This is a genomic window from Mannheimia glucosida (genome assembly GCF_046267875.1).
In the GTDB taxonomy this organism is placed as follows: Bacteria; Pseudomonadota; Gammaproteobacteria; order Enterobacterales; family Pasteurellaceae; genus Mannheimia; species Mannheimia glucosida.
In genome coordinates, this window is sequence record NZ_CP176502.1 from 160,943 (window position 1) to 179,653 (window position 18,711).

General features: G+C 40.5%; 23 protein-coding genes. 9 read left to right on the forward strand and 14 right to left on the reverse strand.

Annotated features, from left to right (window positions below; translation table 11 throughout):
- Window positions 1-16 precede the first annotated feature (16 nt).
- Both ACJ7Z2_RS00845 and ACJ7Z2_RS00850 read left to right on the forward strand, forming a co-directional pair.
- On the forward strand, window positions 17-385 hold the full coding sequence (locus ACJ7Z2_RS00845; protein WP_409500480.1) for a hypothetical protein: 369 nt from the start codon (window positions 17-19) through the stop codon (window positions 383-385).
- Window positions 378-944 (forward strand): DNA-3-methyladenine glycosylase I, encoded by a 567-nt coding sequence (locus ACJ7Z2_RS00850; protein WP_409500481.1) that lies wholly within the window; start codon window positions 378-380, stop codon window positions 942-944. Before ACJ7Z2_RS00845 ends, ACJ7Z2_RS00850 begins: the two co-directional genes overlap by 8 nt.
- Before the next feature lie 47 nt (window positions 945-991).
- Here ACJ7Z2_RS00850 and acpP read toward each other — a convergent pair whose 3' ends face one another.
- Both acpP and rpe read right to left on the reverse strand, forming a co-directional pair.
- Entirely contained in the window at window positions 992-1,222 is a 231-nt protein-coding gene (gene acpP / locus ACJ7Z2_RS00855; protein WP_006249478.1) for an acyl carrier protein, read from the reverse strand.
- A gap of 186 nt (window positions 1,223-1,408) precedes the next feature.
- Window positions 1,409-2,086 (reverse strand): ribulose-phosphate 3-epimerase, encoded by a 678-nt coding sequence (rpe, locus tag ACJ7Z2_RS00860; RefSeq protein ID WP_409500482.1) that lies wholly within the window; start codon window positions 2,084-2,086, stop codon window positions 1,409-1,411.
- A gap of 193 nt (window positions 2,087-2,279) precedes the next feature.
- Here rpe and ACJ7Z2_RS00865 point away from each other — a divergent pair, with 193 nt between their 5' ends.
- The 5 genes from ACJ7Z2_RS00865 (at window position 2,280) to ACJ7Z2_RS00885 (ending at window position 5,200) form a co-directional block, all read left to right on the forward strand.
- Entirely contained in the window at window positions 2,280-2,552 is a 273-nt protein-coding gene (locus ACJ7Z2_RS00865; protein ID WP_006249480.1) for a type B 50S ribosomal protein L31, read from the forward strand.
- Between the two features lie 8 nt (window positions 2,553-2,560).
- Window positions 2,561-2,686 carry a type B 50S ribosomal protein L36 gene (gene ykgO / locus ACJ7Z2_RS00870; RefSeq protein ID WP_006249481.1) on the forward strand — a complete coding sequence of 42 codons (126 nt, stop codon included), beginning with the start codon at window positions 2,561-2,563 and terminating at the stop codon, window positions 2,684-2,686.
- A 179-nt stretch (window positions 2,687-2,865) separates the two neighbouring features.
- Complete coding sequence (locus ACJ7Z2_RS00875) at window positions 2,866-3,639, forward strand: amino acid ABC transporter substrate-binding protein (RefSeq protein WP_006249482.1); 774 nt, start codon at window positions 2,866-2,868, stop codon at window positions 3,637-3,639.
- Between the two features lie 82 nt (window positions 3,640-3,721).
- Window positions 3,722-4,438, forward strand: coding sequence for an amino acid ABC transporter permease (locus tag ACJ7Z2_RS00880; protein ID WP_006249483.1), 717 nt, complete (start codon window positions 3,722-3,724; stop codon window positions 4,436-4,438).
- A 9-nt stretch (window positions 4,439-4,447) separates the two neighbouring features.
- Window positions 4,448-5,200, forward strand: a complete 753-nt coding sequence (locus tag ACJ7Z2_RS00885; RefSeq protein ID WP_006249484.1) for an amino acid ABC transporter ATP-binding protein — start codon at window positions 4,448-4,450, stop codon at window positions 5,198-5,200.
- 215 nt (window positions 5,201-5,415) lie between these two features.
- Here the strand turns inward: ACJ7Z2_RS00885 and ACJ7Z2_RS00890 are convergent, their stop codons facing one another.
- The 12 genes from ACJ7Z2_RS00890 to ubiE form a co-directional block, all read right to left on the reverse strand.
- Complete coding sequence (locus ACJ7Z2_RS00890; protein WP_006249485.1) at window positions 5,416-5,949, reverse strand: YggT family protein; 534 nt, start codon at window positions 5,947-5,949, stop codon at window positions 5,416-5,418.
- Window positions 5,950-6,055: 106 nt separating this feature from the next.
- On the reverse strand, window positions 6,056-6,397 hold the full coding sequence (locus tag ACJ7Z2_RS00895) for a YggL family protein (protein ID WP_409500483.1): 342 nt from the start codon (window positions 6,395-6,397) through the stop codon (window positions 6,056-6,058).
- 23 nt (window positions 6,398-6,420) lie between these two features.
- Window positions 6,421-7,170 carry a tRNA (guanosine(46)-N7)-methyltransferase TrmB gene (gene trmB / locus ACJ7Z2_RS00900; protein ID WP_154703442.1) on the reverse strand — a complete coding sequence of 250 codons (750 nt, stop codon included), beginning with the start codon at window positions 7,168-7,170 and terminating at the stop codon, window positions 6,421-6,423.
- A 9-nt stretch (window positions 7,171-7,179) separates the two neighbouring features.
- A complete protein-coding gene (locus ACJ7Z2_RS00905; RefSeq protein ID WP_409500484.1) occupies window positions 7,180-8,130 on the reverse strand; it encodes a beta-ketoacyl-ACP synthase III in 951 nt (316 codons plus the stop codon).
- 145 nt (window positions 8,131-8,275) lie between these two features.
- The gene (gene hemB / locus ACJ7Z2_RS00910) at window positions 8,276-9,295 is read right to left on the reverse strand and encodes a porphobilinogen synthase (protein WP_409500485.1); all 1,020 of its coding nucleotides are present in this window, start codon (window positions 9,293-9,295) and stop codon (window positions 8,276-8,278) included.
- A gap of 80 nt (window positions 9,296-9,375) precedes the next feature.
- Entirely contained in the window at window positions 9,376-10,131 is a 756-nt protein-coding gene (gene tatC / locus ACJ7Z2_RS00915; RefSeq protein WP_409501092.1) for a twin-arginine translocase subunit TatC, read from the reverse strand.
- On the reverse strand, window positions 10,118-10,747 hold the full coding sequence (gene tatB, locus ACJ7Z2_RS00920) for a Sec-independent protein translocase protein TatB (protein ID WP_409500486.1): 630 nt from the start codon (window positions 10,745-10,747) through the stop codon (window positions 10,118-10,120). Before tatB ends, tatC begins: the two co-directional genes overlap by 14 nt.
- Before the next feature lie 3 nt (window positions 10,748-10,750).
- Window positions 10,751-10,999 carry a Sec-independent protein translocase subunit TatA gene (gene tatA / locus ACJ7Z2_RS00925; RefSeq protein WP_409500487.1) on the reverse strand — a complete coding sequence of 83 codons (249 nt, stop codon included), beginning with the start codon at window positions 10,997-10,999 and terminating at the stop codon, window positions 10,751-10,753.
- Window positions 11,000-11,109: 110 nt separating this feature from the next.
- Entirely contained in the window at window positions 11,110-12,747 is a 1,638-nt protein-coding gene (gene ubiB, locus ACJ7Z2_RS00930; protein WP_409500488.1) for a ubiquinone biosynthesis regulatory protein kinase UbiB, read from the reverse strand.
- Window positions 12,748-12,817: 70 nt separating this feature from the next.
- Entirely contained in the window at window positions 12,818-13,828 is a 1,011-nt protein-coding gene (locus ACJ7Z2_RS00935) for a YhcG family protein (RefSeq protein ID WP_409500489.1), read from the reverse strand.
- An 85-nt stretch (window positions 13,829-13,913) separates the two neighbouring features.
- Entirely contained in the window at window positions 13,914-14,546 is a 633-nt protein-coding gene (locus ACJ7Z2_RS00940) for an SCP2 domain-containing protein (protein ID WP_409500490.1), read from the reverse strand.
- A 147-nt stretch (window positions 14,547-14,693) separates the two neighbouring features.
- Window positions 14,694-15,494, reverse strand: a complete 801-nt coding sequence (gene ubiE / locus ACJ7Z2_RS00945; protein ID WP_409500491.1) for a bifunctional demethylmenaquinone methyltransferase/2-methoxy-6-polyprenyl-1,4-benzoquinol methylase UbiE — start codon at window positions 15,492-15,494, stop codon at window positions 14,694-14,696.
- A 296-nt stretch (window positions 15,495-15,790) separates the two neighbouring features.
- On the opposite strand from ubiE, the gene corA reads away from it, so the two are divergent.
- The gene (gene corA / locus ACJ7Z2_RS00950; protein ID WP_409500492.1) at window positions 15,791-16,744 is read left to right on the forward strand and encodes a magnesium/cobalt transporter CorA; all 954 of its coding nucleotides are present in this window, start codon (window positions 15,791-15,793) and stop codon (window positions 16,742-16,744) included.
- Between the two features lie 148 nt (window positions 16,745-16,892).
- Window positions 16,893-18,698 (forward strand): DUF4153 domain-containing protein, encoded by a 1,806-nt coding sequence (locus ACJ7Z2_RS00955; RefSeq protein ID WP_409500493.1) that lies wholly within the window; start codon window positions 16,893-16,895, stop codon window positions 18,696-18,698.
- Window positions 18,699-18,711: the final 13 nt, after the last annotated feature.

Sequence of the window (18,711 nt, forward strand, 5' to 3'; positions counted from 1 at the left end):
AATTTTTAGGAAAACTATGCAAATGAAAAAATATATCGCACACATGATAAGTTCGTTACTGCTGATAGCCTGTTCGGACTACCGAGCAACACCAACTAGCCCAAGCGATGCTTACACTTGCTCTCCTCCTTTTCGCTACTCTTTCTTAAAAAAAACGTGCATACCTTTATTCAGTATAGCCGATATTCAATTATTGGATCCAACCGAGCCTTCACATCGCATTTATATTTTGTTATCTGAAGATCGATTTCAAGCCGAGGTCTTCTCAACGAAGCTCTCTGAATCTTCTATGTTATTGGAGGCGGTTAAAGGAGGCTATATTTCAAAAGACGGAAAAGTTCGTTTACTCAAAAAAGCTGAAGGTTGGAAAATTTACTATGAGTGAGACTAAAATACGTTGTGATTGGTGTAAAAGCAGTGAAATTTATATGAAATATCACGACGAAGAATGGGGAAAACCGGAGTTTGACAGCCTCAAACTGTTTGAGAAAATCTGCCTTGAAGGGCAACAAGCCGGACTTTCTTGGATTACGGTATTGAAAAAACGGGAAACCTACCGCCAAGCATTCCATCAGTTTAATCCTGAAAAAATTGCCAAAATGGGTGAAGAAGAAATTGATTTGTTGATGCAAAATGCTGGCTTAATCCGCCACCGAGCAAAGTTAGAAGCCATTATAAAAAATGCGAAAGCTTATATCACAATGCAGCAAAATGGCGAAGACTTCAGTCGGTTTATTTGGTCTTTTGTGAATTATCAGCCGCAAATTAATGATGTACCAACACTTGAAGCCGTTCCTGCTCACACAGAAACTTCAAAAGCAATGTCAAAAGCGTTGAAAAAACGTGGGTTTGTATTTGTAGGCGAGACCACTTGCTACGCTTTTATGCAGTCTATGGGGCTGGTTAACGACCATTTGAATAATTGTGCCTTCAAACATAAATAAAAACAAAAAAATTAGGCGACCATTCGGTCGCCTAACATTAATTCAGATTATTGATTGTTTTGAACGTAATCAATTGCTGATTGAACTGTCGTAATTTTTTCAGCTTCTTCATCTGGAATTTCGATATCGAATTCTTCTTCTAAAGCCATTACTAATTCAACAGTGTCTAAAGAATCTGCACCTAAATCTTCAATGAATGAAGCTTCTGGTTTTACATCTTCTGCTTTCGCGCCAAGTTGATCAACAATGATTTTTTTTACGCGTTCTTCAATGCTCATTTTGTTTTTCCTATAGTGAATATCGCATAAGTGCGAGAGTTAAATAGTGTAATCGAAATAAGTTTAAATACAACCTTTTATAAAAAGGTCAAACCAGACTATTCCTATACACCAGAATATATCTGTTTTTCCATTCTATCATTATGTTTATGTTTAATCTATAGAGATAAATCAAATTTCATTTGATTACCCTACTTTCCGTAATTCATCTCGCATTTGTGCAATTACTGTTTGATAATCTGGCTGGTCAAAAATCGCAGAACCTGCCACAAACATATCTGCTCCTGCGGCTGCAATGTCGGCAATGTTATTTATTTTCACACCACCATCAACTTCTAAGCGAATGTTATAACCGCTCTCATCAATACGACGACGGACTTCTTTCAATTTATCTAAGGTGGACGGAATAAATGATTGTCCGCCAAAGCCCGGATTCACAGACATCAATAAAACCACGTCAACTTTATCCATCACATAATCTAAATAGCTCAATGGCGTTGCCGGGTTAAACACCAAGCCTGATTTACAACCTAAATCACGGATAAGCTGTAAATTTCGATCTATATGTTCCGTTGCTTCAGGGTGGAATGTAATATAATCCGCTCCGGCTTTGGCAAAATCCGGAATCAAACGCTCAACTGGTTTTACCATTAAATGCACATCAATCGGGCATTGAATGCCGTAATCACGTAAGGCTTTGCAGATCGCCGGCCCGAAGGTCAAATTCGGCACGTAGTGGTTGTCCATTACATCAAAGTGAATTAAGTCTGCACCGGCTTTTAACACCTCTGCCACATCATCACCCAAGCGAGCTAAATCGGCAGATAAAATAGACGGTGCAATTAAATAAGGATTCTTACTCATATTTCCTCACTATCAAAAAATAAATCTACGTTAGATTACCATAATTTTAACAGCGAAAAGAGTCTCTCTTCCTAAAAATCCGTTTTTTTACAAAACACCATAAAAAAGTTATGGAATTGTATTTAAAGTTCGTATATTATGTATCCCATATTTTAATTATGGTTAATAACCTTATCTAAATTCTGGAGAAAATATGAAAAAAGGGATTCATCCTGAAAATTATCGTGAAGTGTTGTTCTATGATGCCTCAGTGCAACAAGGCTGGGTTATCCGTTCTTGTGCGGCAACCAACAAAACAATGGTATGGGAAGATGGCAAAGAATACCCACTTTACACCTTAGATACCTCATCGGCGTCTCACCCTGTTTACACAGGTAAACGCCGTGAAGTGAATACAGAAGGTCGTGCAAGTCAATTTAAAGATAGATTTAAAGGCTTTGCTTCAACGCTTTCAAATCAAAAATAGAGGATAAAATGAAAATCTTAAACTCACTTAAAACCGCAAAATCACGTCACCCGGATTGCCAAATTGTCAGACGCAAAGGCAAACTTTATGTGATTTGCAAAACCAACCCGAGATTTAAAGCTCGTCAGCGTTAAAAACCAGCACCTTAATAAGCTAATTTATTAAGGTGTTTTTTATTTCATCTTCTCAATATTACCTATTTTAACCACATCAACGATTTTATTATTTCTTATTCCATTTAGTTATTTGCAAGCGGTCAATTTTCCCCTTAAATTTGCAAAAAATTTATTTTACCAATTAAAAGGAAATGATTATGTTGAAAAAATTATCAATTGCTGCATTAGCTCTTACCCTTTCTGTTTCTGCATTTGCTAAAGAGAGCCTACTTGAGCGTATAAACAACAAAGGGACTATTACTGTGGGTACGGAAGGAACTTATGCCCCTTACACCTATCACGATGCGAGCGGTAAATTAACCGGTTACGATGTAGAAGTAACCCGTGCGGTGGCTGAAAAATTAGACGTAAAAGTGGAATTTAAAGAGACACAATGGGACGCTATGTTAGCCGGTTTAAAAGGTGAGCGTTTTGACTTAGTGGCAAACCAAGTGGCTTTAACCAGCCCGGAACGTCGAGCGACATTTGATAAATCCGAATCTTACAGCTGGGACGGTGCCGCCTTATTAGTGCGTGAAGATGAAACTAAAATCAAAACCCCTGCTGATGTAAAAGGCGTGAAAACTGCCCAAACCTTGAGCTCAAACTATGGCGAGATTGCCCGTGAAAACGGTGCAGACATCGTGCCAATTGACGGTATGGCTCAAGGCTTACTGTTAATTCAACAAAAACGCGCCGATGCAACTTTCAATAGCCACTTATCGCTATTAGATTACTTGAAAAAGAACCCGAATTCCGGCTTAAAAATTGTGTGGGAAAAAGAAGAAAAAGTGGGTGCAGGCTTAATTGCGAATAAAGGCAATGACGAAGCATTAGCGAAAATCAGCAAAGCAATCGTAGAATTACGTGAAGACGGCACGTTAAAAAAATTGGGCGAGCAGTTCTTCGGTAAAGATATTAGTGTACAATAATCCATATTGGATTAGGCTTGGGGCGAATTCGCCCCTTTTATTTTTAAATCTCCCTCAAAACGGGAGATTTTAGGTTTTTCAGATGTTAAACGATCTACTTCTCTCAATCCCCTTTATGACCCAAGCTCGGGTCGATTTAGTGCTAAGCGGTTTTTGGCCGATGGTACAAGCGGCATTTTTAGTCTCTATTCCGCTGGCAATCGCCTCATTTATTATCGGTATGTTAATTGCCGTTGCAGTTGCATTAGTGCGAATTAGCCCTGCAACAGGCTTTTTTCACCGCTTGCTACTGTGGCTGGTAAAAGGTTATATCTCGATTATTCGCGGCACGCCGATGTTGGTTCAGATCTGTATTGTGTTTTATGGTTTGCCTGCAATCGGCATTTTTATCGATCCGATTCCGGCGGCAATTATCGGGTTTTCACTCAATATCGGGGCTTATGGCTCGGAAACGATCCGTGCTGCGATCTCCTCCGTGCCAAAAGGACAATGGGAAGCCGGTTATACTATCGGTATGACTTATATGCAAACTTTTCGCCGTATCATTGCCCCGCAAGCGTTTCGAGTTGCTGTTCCGCCACTTAGCAACACCTTTATCGGTCTGTTTAAAGATACCTCTCTTGCCTCCGTTGTTACCGTAACCGAAATGTTCCGGGTTGCTCAACAGGTAGCGAATATGTCTTATGACTTCCTACCTGTTTATATTGAAGCCGGTTTGATTTATTGGTGCTTCTGCTGGGTGCTATTTTTAATTCAGGCGAGATTGGAAGTCCGCTTTAACCGATTTGTGGCGAAATAAGGAGGAATTGTGCTTAAAATTCGCAATATTCATAAAACCTTTGGCAACAACGCTATTCTACGCGGCATTGATTTAGATATTCAAAAAGGGCAAGTGGTAGTAATTTTAGGCCCTTCCGGTTCAGGCAAAACCACCTTTCTTCGTTGCTTAAATGCACTGGAAATGCCCGAGCAAGGCACATTGGAATTTAGTGGTAATGCTCCGCTGAAAATTGATTTTGCCGTAAAACAGAGCAAAAAAGAGATTTTAGCGCTACGCCGCAAATCCGGTATGGTGTTCCAAAACTACAACCTGTTCCCGCATAAAACCGCATTGGAAAATGTGATGGAAGGACCGGTATTTGTGCAACAACAAGCGGTCGAAATTGCTCAAAAAAATGCAAAAGCCCTGTTAGAAAAAGTCGGACTGGCGGATAAAGCAGAACTCTACCCGTTTCAACTGTCAGGCGGGCAACAGCAACGGGTTGGCATTGCACGAGCATTAGCAATTCAGCCGGAGCTGATGTTATTTGATGAACCAACTTCGGCACTTGATCCTGAGTTAGTGCAAGACGTGCTAAATACGATGAAAGAACTGGCAAATGAAGGCTGGACAATGGTCGTGGTTACTCACGAAATCAAATTTGCCCTTGATGTTGCCGATGTAGTGGTGGTAATGGACGGCGGTGAAATCGTTGAACAAGGCTCGCCACAGCAACTGTTTAACCACCCACAACACGAACGAACTAAACGTTTTTTAAATCAAATCAGAGCGGATAAATAAGAAACGATAGCGCTAGCGTCCACGCTAGTGCTATCTAATAAATGGTACAAGCGGTTAATTATGTATAAATTGTTATACTGTTTTGGCACGAGCGTGGACGCTCGCGCCATCGTACAGTAAAATCAGCTAACAAGGTTCCCCATAAAGGATAAATAAGACAAGGCTCCTTAATCTTTTAGATTAAGGAGCTTATTTTTAGATTTTAGAAATCCGATTTAAGCCGCAGCCCATAGTCCACCAAAAATTTGGTAGAACAAGCTATTTAGTAGCAATAAGCCGAAACCTAGCACCATTACCGAGAAATCTAACATTCCCGTTCTTGGCAGGAGCTTGCGGATAAAACCTAACACCGGTTCGGTAATTTGTGCTACCGTGTAGTCTAACGGGTGGTTGCCTTGAGTGACCCAGCTCATTAATGCACGAATCAAGGTGGTGAAAAATAGAATTTGTCCGAAGGTTTTGACCACACTTAATAAGCCGATTAATACTGCTCTGGGTAAATCTACGCCAAACAGAATAAACTGTAACGTTACCAAAGCGGCGGCAATTAATAGTGCCGGAAAGCAAATATTTTTAACGGTTGGAATCAGCTTGCCAACCGGTGAAACCATCGGTTCGGTAATTTTAAGTAAGGTTTGTGAAATCGGTAAACGAGGATCAACCCGACAAAATTGCAGCCAAGTTCTTAGCACCAGCACAAAACTTAAAAAGCCAACAATAAGCGAAATAACAGGAGCTAAAAATTCCATCTCTTTTTCTCTTTTCTATACAAAACAAGCGGTCGTTTTTTAGAAAAAATTTGCAAATTTTCAGTAAAATCTGACCGCTTGTATCTTATTAAATTAACTAGGCAAATTAAGCTTGTGCCGGGTAGCCCCACCAAATATCAAATAATTCGCTCACTTGAACCTCTTTTAAGCCGTTAGTTTCTAACCAAGTTTTCACTAATTGGCGGTGAGATTCATCACATTTGCCTAATTTTTCTAAGCAGACTAAACCTTCCCAGTTTAAGTAGCCGTTCGCTTCAAGGGCTAAACCGTTTGGTCGAATCACTTCATCAATAAAACGATCTACGGTTTCATCAATTTGGTCAATGCCTGTGCCTTCAGCAAAGGTGAATTTAATTAAGAAACCTAATTCTTGGTATTCACCTAAGTGCATTTTTTTACGTTGGCGTGCGTTACGTTGAATAGCCATTTTTTCTCTCCTCTATGAATAAATCATTTCTTTGTAAAATATAAATCCCACACCCCGTGTCCTAAACGATGCCCTCGCTCTTCAAATTTGGTTAGCGGGCGGAAATCCGGACGTGGAATAAAATCATTAGTTGCTGATGTATTTTGCAACTCGCTCTCAAATTGGCGTAATACTTCAAGCATATGTTCTGCGTAATTTTCCCAGTCGGTGGCAAAATGAATAAAGCCGTTAGGGCTTAATTTTCTGATCACACGGCTGATAAATTCAGGCTGCACAATACGGCGTTTATGGTGTTTTGCTTTTTGCCAAGGGTCCGGGAAGTAGAGCTGTAAGCCGCCTAATGCGCCGTCGGCAATACTGTCTCGCAAAATCTCGGTGGCATCGTGGCAAATCACTCTTAGATTCTTAACGCCTTTTTCTAACGCATAAGCGATACAAGCACCTACCCCCGGTGTGTGGACTTCAATACCGATATAGTTGCGATTCGGGTTTTGCTCTGCCATTTCCACCAGCGATTTTCCCATTCCGAAGCCGATTTCTAACACCACCGGGTTGTTGTTGCCAAAAATCTGCTCAAAATTAAACGGAGTTGGCTGGTAGTCTAAGCCTAAATTTGCCCAGTTGTTGTTCATCATATCACGTTGATAATCGCTCAAGCGACCGGTACGTAATACAAAACTCCGCACTTTTCGTAAATAACGCCCATCTTCGGTAAACTCCGCTTGCTCAACGGTTTTACGTTTTTTATCTGCAAAAGTCTGTTTTTCTGACATTTTCTTGCCTTAAAACTTCACTAATACCGAACCCCAAGTCCAGCCACCGCCGAATGCTTCAAGGAGTAGTAAGTGCCCACGTTGAATACGTCCGTCACGCACCGCTTCATCAAGTGCCACCGGCACGGTTGCTCCACTGGTATTGGCATATTTATCAAGGGTAACCACCACTTGATCCATTTCCATCTCTAATTTTTTCGCCGTTGCGGTGATAATGCGTAAATTCGCTTGGTGCGGAATCAACCAATCTAAATCGGATTTTTGCAGATTATTCGCTTCTAAGGTTTCTTCTACTACGCTTGAAAGTTGGTTTACCGCAATTTTAAAGGTCGCATTGCCTTGCATTTCAATAAAGCCGGAACGCTCTTCGCCACGTTTTTGGCTTCTTAAGGTTAAGTTATTTTCTAAATCCGGCGAGGCGTGTAAGTGGGTCGAAATAATACCCGGCTCTTCACTCGCTTCTAAAATCACCGCCCCTGCTCCGTCACCAAATAACACGACTGTGCTGCGGTCTGTTTCGTCCAGCATTCTGGAGTTGATGTCTGAACCAATCACCAATGCCTTTTTCACTTGCCCGTTACGCACGAACTGATCGGCGACAGTTAAAGCATACACAAAGCCGGTGCAAGCCGCCGCCACATCAAAAGCAATCGCATCTTCAATCTGAAGCAAGCCTTGAATTTGGCACGCTGCACTTGGGTAAGCGTGGGAGTTGGTGGTTGTTCCCACCACAATTAAATCAATGTCATTTGCCTCAATTCCTGCCATTTCCAGTGCTTGTTGAGCGGCCTTTGCCCCCATTGTTGCCACTGTTTCGTCAGGCTCGGCAATACGGCGTTCACGAATGCCGGAACGGGTTACGATCCATTCATCAGAGGTATCGACCATTTTTTCTAAATCAGCATTGGTACGCACCTTTGTCGGTAAATAGCTTCCCGTTGCTAAAATTCTACTATTCATATTTTTATTATTCTCAATCAATTAAATGATAATCCGTTATTATAGCTTGAAAACCAACAAATATATAGGCTTTACAAGCGGTCATTTTTAGCAAAAAAGTTGCATTCACGAACGATTTTGCACTAGAACCACCGCTTGCTAGTATTTATTTCGCTTGAGCCTCTTCGTATAGCCACTTCGCTACTCGCTTGGCGAAATAGGTTAGAATACCGTCTGCTCCTGCCCGTTTAAAGCAGAGTAAGCCTTCCATAATGCACTCACGCTCTTTCAGCCAGCCGTTTTGGATTGCCGCCATATGCATTGCATATTCGCCCGAAACTTGATAGGCAAAGGTCGGCACGCCAAAATTTTCTTTCACACGCCACACCATATCCAAATAAGGCATACCTGGTTTCACCATTACCATATCTGCCCCTTCTTGAATATCCATTGCCACTTCGTGCAAGCCTTCGTTGCCGTTAGCCGGATCGACTTGGTAAGTGTATTTATTGCCACCTTTTAAATTGCCGGCTGAACCTACCGCATCACGGAACGGGCCGTAATAATTAGAGGCATATTTAGCCGAATACGCCATAATTTGCGTGTTGATAAAGCCATTTTGCTCGAGAGCTTCACGAATTTTTCCGATTCGACCGTCCATCATATCGCTCGGGGCAACAATATCCGCCCCCGCTTCTGCGTGCGATAACGCCTGTTTTACCAACACCTCGGTAGTCACATCATTCAGTACATAGCCGGTTTCATCAATAATGCCGTCTTGCCCGTGCGTGGTAAACGGATCTAACGCCACATCGGTAATCACACCTAATTCGGGAAATTGAGCTTTTAAGGCTCGCACCGCACGCTGTGCCAACCCTTGCGGGTTATAGGCCTCTTCTGCCATCAGTGATTTTTTCGCATCGCCGACTACAGGGAAAAGAGCCACCGCAGGCACGCCATATTTCACAAGCTCTGCGGCTTCAACTAAAAGCTGGTCGATAGTTAAACGCTCTACACCCGGCATAGAAAGCACTTGTACTCGCTGATTTTCACCCTCGATGACAAAAACAGGGTAAATCAAATCATTGGCGGTAAGTTGATTTTCTGCCACTAAGCGACGGCTGAAATCGTGCTTGCGTAAACGACGCATACGGCGTAAAGGATATTGGGATTGAATTACTTGCATTTTTAATTTCCTAATTCTTAAAATACCTATTCTTGAAATAAGAAAGGCATAGCAAACAGGTGCTATGCCTTTTCAAAATATTACTGTGCAACCTGCTCTGATGGTTCATCATCATCTTTGGGGCGATAAAACCGAGCAAATAGCACACCAACTTCAAACAATAAACACATTGGAATTGCCAATAATGTTTGCGAGAAAATATCTGGTGGAGTGAGCAACATACCAATTACAAATGCTGCCACAATAATATAAGGGCGTTTTGCCTTTAAATCTTCAGGTGTGGTTACGCCTGCCCAACATAACAAGATAATCGCAACCGGCACTTCAAAGCAGATCCCGAATGCCATAAAAATGGTTAAAACGAAATCAAGATAGCTACTAATATCCGTTGCCATTGTTACCCCTTCCGGTGCGGTAGAGGTTAAAAAACCAAACACCAGCGGAAAAACCACATAATAAGCAAACGCCACACCGCAATAAAATAACAGCGTACTTGAAACCAATAATGGATAAACCAAGCGTTTTTCCTGTTTATACAACGCCGGGGCAACAAACGCCCAAATTTGGTACAAAATAAACGGAACCGATAAAAACACCGACACCACAATGGTTAATTTAATTGGGGTGAAAAACGGCGTTGCAACATTGGTTGCGATCATCGTTGCACCGGCAGGCAAATTTTCCGTGAGTGGCGTTGCCAGCAGGGTATAAATATCATTTGCCCAGTAAACCAAACCACAAAACACCACTAACACGCAAATAAAACTGCGTAATAGACGGTTTCTGAGTTCAATTAAATGCGAAATCAAGGGTTGCGATTCATCAACTTCTGACATCATTCCCCTCCGATTTTGAGACTGCTTCGGCAGGTGTAGCAAAATCATCGTCTGGTGGATAATACGCTTCTAGCGAAGCAAGAGACGATTCCATTTGCGCCTGAGCAGCAATTTCATCCGCAGAAAGTGGCGGTGTCGAATTAAGTTGCTCAGACAAATCATCAGCTGCAAGCGGTTGATTTTGTACATTTTTTTGCAATGCTTCGTTTTCTAACGCTTGGTTTTCCTGCTCGATTTTTTGCTGAATTTCAGAAACCTGCTCATCGCTTAACTTCGGCACGGTAGCAGCGGCAGCAGCATTTTGCTCAAACTCGCTTTTGGCAGAATTGAGCGAATCTTGCAACTGAGAGGCAGACATTTTCAAATCTTCCACTGTTTTGCTTAATTCAGGCGAAAGGGAACTTAAATTCAGTTCTTCTGCTTTCTTAATACTCTCTTTCAACTCTTGCAATTTCAGCTCTTGAGCCAGTTCATTTTGTACGTTTGCGGCTAAACCTCGAATAGTACTGACCCAGCCCATTACGGTACGAATCGCAATCGGCATACGTTTAGGGCCTAGGACTACCAAGCCCACAATCATAATCAGTACTAATTCAGAAAAACCTATATCAAACACGGGTTAAACCTGCTCTTTATCTTTTACTACTGTGGTTTGTTGCTCGGTTGTAACACGCTCTTTTACTTCAACCACCTCCACTTTTTCCGCATTGGCAAATCCGGCGTCTTTTTTCTCATCTGCCATTGCTTTTTTGAAGCCTTTTACCGACTCACCTAAATCTGAGCCTAAAGTGCGTAATTTTTTCGTGCCGAAAAGTAATACAATAATTGCAACCACAATCAGAAGTTGCCAGATACTAATACCACCCATAAAAACTCCTTTCATTTAATAGGGAATAGATAACGTAAAACGTTGGTTATTATATGTTACTTTGACATATAAAAAAGCGATTTTGCAAAAAATTTATTAAAAACGACCGCTTATTTGCGTTGGCTCAAAATCAAAATGAGCGGAAACACGGTTAATAATGGCACACTTAGCCATATCGGCAAAGATTCAAATTTCCAAAATGTGCCACAGATCACAATCGCCGAAATTGACAGCATAAGAAAACGGCTATTTGCGTTTGAATTCTGTGCTTTTAAACTTTCGTTAATTTCCGCTAAACGGAAATTAATTTGCTTTTGCTCTTGTAGGGCTTTAAACAACGCCTCCGGGAACTCCGCAAAATGCTCCCGATATTGCGGTAAGCGTTGCTTAATGTCCCGAACCATCGCTTTCACGCCCACTTGCTCATTCAGCCAGTTTTGTAAAAACGGTTTAGCGGTTTGCCATAAATCCAACTGCGGATAAACCTGCCTGCCTAAGCCTTCAATATAAAGAAGCGTTTTTTGTAATAACACCAACTGCGGTTGCACTTCCATATTAAATTCTCTTGCCACATTAAATAGGTTCAGCAAAACGTGCCCGAACGAAATTTCCGACAATGGCTTGGCAAAAATCGGCTCACATACCTCACGAAAGGCTTGCTCGAATTTATCAATATCAGTATCCGGCGGTGTCCAGCCCGACTCCACGTGCATTAACGCAACACGGCGATAATCTCGGTTGAAAAACGCGACAAAACTTTCGGCTAAATAGCGTTTATCATTGTGGTTCAGTGTGCCGACAATGCCGCAGTCAATGCCGATATATTGCGGATTTTCCGGGTGTTCTCTGTTCACAAAAATATTGCCGGCGTGCATATCGGCGTGGAAAAAGCTGTCACGGAATACTTGGGTAAAAAACACCTGCACGCCACGCTCTGCCAGCAATTTCATATCAGTGCCGTTTGCTTCCAACTCGGCAATGTTAGACACCGGAATGCCGTAAATCCGCTCCATCACAATCAAATTTTTATGGCAAAAATCTTGATACATTTCAGGCACATACAGCATTTCACTGTTTTCAAAATTCGCCCGAAGTCGAATTGCGTTGTGCATTTCTTTGCGTAAATCCAGCTCGTCTAAAATGGTTTTTTCATACTCTCGCACCACTTCAACCGCCCGTAGCCGTTTGCCGTCATTCGATAATTTCGGGATAAAGTGAGCAATTTCATACATCAATTCTAAATCCGCCTTAATCACCGGTTCAATGCCCGGGCGAATTACTTTTAACACCACATCTTTGCCTGCAAGCGGTTGATTTTGATTAAATTTTGCCGTGTGAACCTGTGCAATCGAGGCAGAAGCTAAGGCAGTTTCATCAAAGTTTTCAAACCAAGTTTCAAGCTTTCCGCCCAAAGCCTGCTCCATAATTTGACGAGCGATTTTACCGTCAAACGGCTCGACATTATCTTGTAACAACGCAAGTTGATCAGCAAGCTCCGGTGCAAACAGATCTCGTCGGGTGGCTAACATTTGCCCGAGCTTGATCCAAACCGGCCCAAGCTCTTGCAACGCCAAACGCAAACGCACTCCATAGAGTTTGTCTGAATGTTGATTCTTCACCCAAAACAGAGCTTTACGCCCCAATTTTATTTTGCGGGTAATCGGCAAATTCGGAATAGCTTCATCAATGCCATAGCGGAGAAAAGTACGGATAATATGATAAAAGCGGTTAAGATTTTTGATGTTCATTGAAATATTGATTTAAGAGTAATTAGCAAGATTTTAGCAAAATTCTGTAAAAATTTAACCGCTTGTTAGGCTACTGTGGGTATTTCTGCTCAAAATTCTCAATTTCTTTCTGCATTTCCGCAATCAGCGTTTGTTCAGAGGGGAGGTAAAGTTGGTATTGGCTGGCAAAAATTTTATTCTGATTTTCAGGTAGCGAAAATTTTACCACCGCATCATTTTTATCGGCACAAAGCAAAACACCAATAGTGGCATTTTCGTGCGGCAGTTTTTCAACTCGGTCAAAATAATTGACGTACATTTGTAGTTGCCCCAAATCTTGATGGGTGAGCTTGTGAGTTTTGATTTCAAAAATTACAAAACATTGAAGTAAACGGTTATAACAAATCAAATCGACAAAAAAATCATCACCGTCCAGGTGCAAACGCTTTTGGCGTGCAACAAACGAGAAACCGTTACCCAGCTCTAATAAAAAGTCTTGCAAATGGGTAATAATGGCTTGCTCTAAATCCTTTTCGTAATAGGCACTTTCCCGTTTTAGTCCTAGAAATTCCAACACCATCGGGTCTTTAATGATCTGTTTCGGATCAACCGGCTGCTGCTCATTTCTGGCAACAGCAAGCACACTTTCCTTATCATTACTGAGCAATAATCGCTCGTATAAACTGCTGTTAATTTGCCGTTCCAGCTGGCGTGAACTCCAGTTATTCTTACAACTTTCAGCCAAATAAAATTCCCGTTTGTCAGAATCGGAGATTTGAATTAGACGACGATATTGTGTCCAATTCAATTGCGACCGCAGTGCGGTCGCAATTGGAAACGCACGATAAAACTGGCGATAACGCTCTAATTGACGGCTACAAAAACCACTTCCAAATTCTGGCTCAAGCTCTTTTGCGAGCATTTTAATCAGGTATGTTCCATAATCAGCACGCTCCTGCCCTTGTTGCTCCTGTTCAAAAATCCGTTTTCCGATGTGCCAATACATCAGCACACGTTGGAAATCGACTGCCCGAACGGCATTTTCACGGGCTTGAGCAATAATTTGCTTAATGTCTTGGATCATTGTTGTTTCTATTAACATAAAAGCCTCCGTTTTGAATTAAGTTTATGCTTAATCTATACGGAGGCAATTTCTTTCACTCAACTTTTCGAGCCATATCACAATTTTATTTTGTTAAATTTAATTTTGAGAATTTTTGCTCTAATTTAACCGCTTGTTGGGCTAGTTCTTCAACTTGGTCGTAGAAATTCACTGCTTGCAGGCGATGCACCAACACCGGTCTTTCTTGGATTAAATTCTCAACCAAATGTTGATTATTTTGCTCAAATTGGGCTTTTATTTTGCCTAGCACTTTTTTGGCGAGATCGGTGCTAGTTTGAGCCACCACATCACCGACAAAAGGTGAAAGCAGCTCGGCAGGGTCTTTTTCGAGCTGTTCAAGTAATGCGGTGAAATGTTGCAACACTTGAATATCGCCCGTTAGCACCAATGATTTATCATTAATCAGCTCGGTTAATTTCTGTTTATCCGCCAGTTTCGGTAGGGTGTCAAATGCCAATTGTACTGCACAATCTGCCTCGCCCTCGTAGTTGCCAAGCCAATCGGTTCGGTTTTCGCTAAACAACACAAAAAAGTCGATTTTAGGCGAAGTTAGGGCAATTTTTAGTACCTTTCCGGACAATTTCTTCAAATTCAGCTCAATATGAGGCGAACGTTTAAGTAACGCATTAAAAGCGATTTCAATCAAGCCAAAGGTAAATTGTGGCAGCATTAATTGTTGTTTTAAATTATTTAACATTAGTACCTACTTACACTCTTCCCTTGTGGGAGAGAGGAATATTTGCAAAATATTGAATAAATATGACCGCTTGCCCTCTCTCTGCTTATTTCACTAGCTCATAAGCTGTCTCTCTCCCACAAGGGGAGAGAGTCATTTAAGAGAAAACTAAAATTTATAACCTCGATGTAGTGCCACAATACCGGCACTTAAGTTGTAGTAATTCACGCTTTCAAAACCGGCTTGCTCCATCATTGCTTTTAGCTCGTCTTGTTTCGGGTGCATTCGGATAGATTCAGCTAAATAGCGGTAACTTTCAGCATCATTCACTACCACTTCGCCCACTTTCGGCAAAATGTTAAAGGAGTAGAAATTATAAAGCTGGCTGATTGGGTCGATAATCGGTTTTGAGAACTCTAAAACAAGTAAGCGACCGCCCGGTTTTAACACTCTGAACATTGAACGCAACGCTTTGTCTTTATCGGTGACATTACGTAAACCAAAACTAATCACAATGCAATCAAAAGTGTTATCAGCAAAAGGCAAGCATTCGGCATTCGCTTGAACGTAGCTCACATTTCCAACCACGCCTAAATTGCGTAATTTTTCCCGCCCGACTTCCAACATTGAGCTGTTAATATCGGCTAAAATCACCTCACCACTTTCACCAACAATGCGAGAGAATTTTGCAGTAAAATCGCCCGTGCCACCGGCAAGATCCAGCACTTTTTGCCCTTTACGTACACCGCTACAATCAATAGTAAAGCGTTTCCACACCCGATGAATGCCAAAAGAAAGCAAATCGTTCATTAGGTCATATTTGCCTGCCACCGAGTGAAACACATTCGCTACAAGTTGCTGTTTTTCTTCTTTCGCTACGGTTTTAAAACCGAAGTGGGTAGTTTCTGCCGATTGTTGCACTTCTTGTTGCACTTCATCTTTAGGTGCTAATTGTTCTACATCGCTCATTTTCTTGTCTCTAGTTGCAAAATTTAGGCGTAACCATAGCAAAAAAGCGGTCGTTTTTCTTTAATTTTTTGCAAATTTTCTTAAGTAAATAACCGCTTTCTTGACTAGAAAAGCCAAATTCTGTAACATTCGCACACTATTTTTTCTTGAGGATTACACATTTTGGACAGTCATAGTCGATACTTACCCGTTTAACCTATCTTGTCTAACCTCAATGTTACCGACAAGGTCGGTAATGCTCGCCTAGTATCTTTGTTCCTTTTTGTTCCAAGCCTCCTAACTATTTGGAGCTAAACATGATCCGTGCTTTTGGACTAGATAACGCACGTTTAATCAGCGTTGATGAAACTAACCCAACTTTATTAAATGATGCGATTTGGATTGATCTCATCGATCCATCAGAAGCTGAACGAACCGTATTAGAAAACCGCTTAGACCAAACGCTCGCTGAAGAACGTGAATTGGAAGACTTAGAGGCGTCTGCCCGTTTTTTTGAAGATGAAGACGGTTTGCACCTGCATTCTTTCTTTTACTGTTTAGATGATGACGATTACGCTGATATCGCCACCGTTGCCTTCACTATTCGTGACGGGCGTTTGTTTACCTTGCGTGATCGGGATTTACCCGCATTTCGCTTGTATCGAATGCGTTCCCGCCGTGAGAAATTGATTGATAGCAACGCCTATGAACTCTTACTCGATTTATTTGAGACCAAAATCGAGCAGCTCGCAGACGTAATCGAAGAAGTTTATGCCGACTTAGAAAAATTAAGTCGGGTTATTCTAAACGGTCAGCAAGAAAATGAGAATTTCAATGATGCCCTTTCTCGCTTAACTGAATTTGAAGATGCAAGTTCAAAAGTGCGTTTATGTTTGATGGACACGCAACGGGCGTTAAGTTTCTTACTGCGTAAAACCCGTTTGCCGAATAATCAGCTAGAACAAGCCCGTGATATTATGCGAGATATTGAATCTCTGCAACCGCACAATGAATCCTTGTTCCAAAAAGTGAATTTTTTAATGCAAGCGGCAATGGGTTATATCAATATTGAGCAGAACCGAATTATGAAATTCTTCTCGGTGGTGTCAGTGATGTTCCTACCTGCTACGCTGGTTGCTTCTACTTACGGTATGAACTTTGAATTTATGCCGGAACTTCATTTCCAATATGGCTACCCAATGGCGATTGGTTTAATGATTGTTGCCGCCTCCGCTCCTTATCTTTATTTTAAACGTAAAGGTTGGTTATAATTTATTTTTAAAGCCTATAGTTGAATAACTTAGGCTTTCTTATTTTAATGAATATGTTCACCTCTAAAAACAAATAAAGATTAAAACTGTTTACCTATTATTTATTCACATATATACTGTGAGATATTCCTTTCATAGGAGATCTATTATGCTAAGTAAGCTACAACGCTTTACCTTAATGATAAAAAGCACCATCATTAAGCATCCATTGGAAATTTTATTCGTTACTTACGTCACGATTTTACTAATTAATAACGTAAGCGACTACGAATTAATTAGACACTTTCGAAATTTAATTGCACTTTCCCCTATTTGTTTTATTTTACTTTACCTTATACGCGATACCAAAGCTTATTGGTTATTCACCCCAATTCCAATAGCGACTGCCTTTTTCTTTGATCAAATTAATCTGACATTATTAGAAGATTCTCGTTATTGGGCTACCATAGTTTGTGCATTTCTTTGTTTGCTTAGTCAATATTGGCACAAAAACAACCATTATTTTGTAGCCGAAACCACTAATAAATTAGCCAACATTACCTTTGCTACCGTTTTATCTGGCATTATTTTTGCAACGTTGAGTGCTATTACCATAGCCATTATTGTATTATTTGATTTAAATAAACAAAACAGCTTTCATATTTTTGAAAAATTCGGCATTTTTTCTAGTTTTTGGGCATTCCCTGTTTTATTTTTAACTCTTGAACAACAGACTACCAATGATTCTAGATATCTAAACCGCATTAGTGAAATGTTACTAAACTGGATTTTGTCTCCGGCATTAATTATCTACACAGCAATTATTTATGCTTATGTCATTTTTATTGCGACTAAGGGTAAAATGCCTGATGGAATTGTTGCAAATGTCGCACTTCCCTATTTAGCTTTCGGCCTCGCTATACAAGCGGTACAATTATTACTAAAAAATGCAAAATGGCAGTGGTTTTATTCTCACTTTGCCTATTTAGCACTTTTGCCGTTAACATTAATTTGGTATGCCATCTATATTCGCTTCAGCCATTATGGCTTAACTGAAACCCGTATTTATTTAGTGATTGGTACAATAACCTTATCTATTTGCTATACCTTATTACTATTTAAGCAGTTGGCGCAATATCGTCTCTTTTCTGCAGTGTCGATAGCAATTATTTTAATTTCAGTGTTTATTTTAGATCCGAAAACAGTTGCGCTTAAAGATCAAACCAAGCGGTTGGACAACTATTTGCTAAAACACAAATTATTAGATGTAAATAACAAAATCAGCACAAAAGCTGTACTTAAATACCAAGAATCATTAAATGAAAACCGAGATGAAGCCGAATATTTTTATTCAATGCTCCACTATGTTGCCAGAGGAATGCCTGCTGCACAATTTAAAGAGAAATATGGCGTAAATTCAAGCTACGATTTAATGAGTGAAATAAGAGAAAGAAATACTGACCCACGTTATTTTGAAGCTACTAATTCTGAGCTGGTTCGCTTAACTAAAGCAGATATGGCAAATGCTCGTGAATATATTATATTTAGTAGCCAATTATATCGGCCTAATTCATTTTCCCATCAAAAAATAGAAAATAAGCTATGCCAAAAACTCCTTTCTCAAGGTTATCATTTTGAGGGGAATATATTAAATATTGAGTATCAATACACAGAAACAGCTCAAGAATGCTCTTCAATAACACAAGCCCCCACTGAATTTGTTATCTACTTTAAAGGACTTGGGGCTACTATTGAATTTAACATTAATGATATTTTGAAAAAGATCTTTGCCAAACATCATTTATCTATTACCCAGCAACACAAAACTGAGGTTTTAGAAAAGATTAAGGGCGATTTACTCAAAATGGATTTAGGAAATTCGGTACTTGGGCTTAGACATATTGAGTTAAAATTTGAAGACAATATCGGTTATATAGTAGAAAGTATTAATACACAATATATTATGCTCAAATAATAAAGGAGATGCT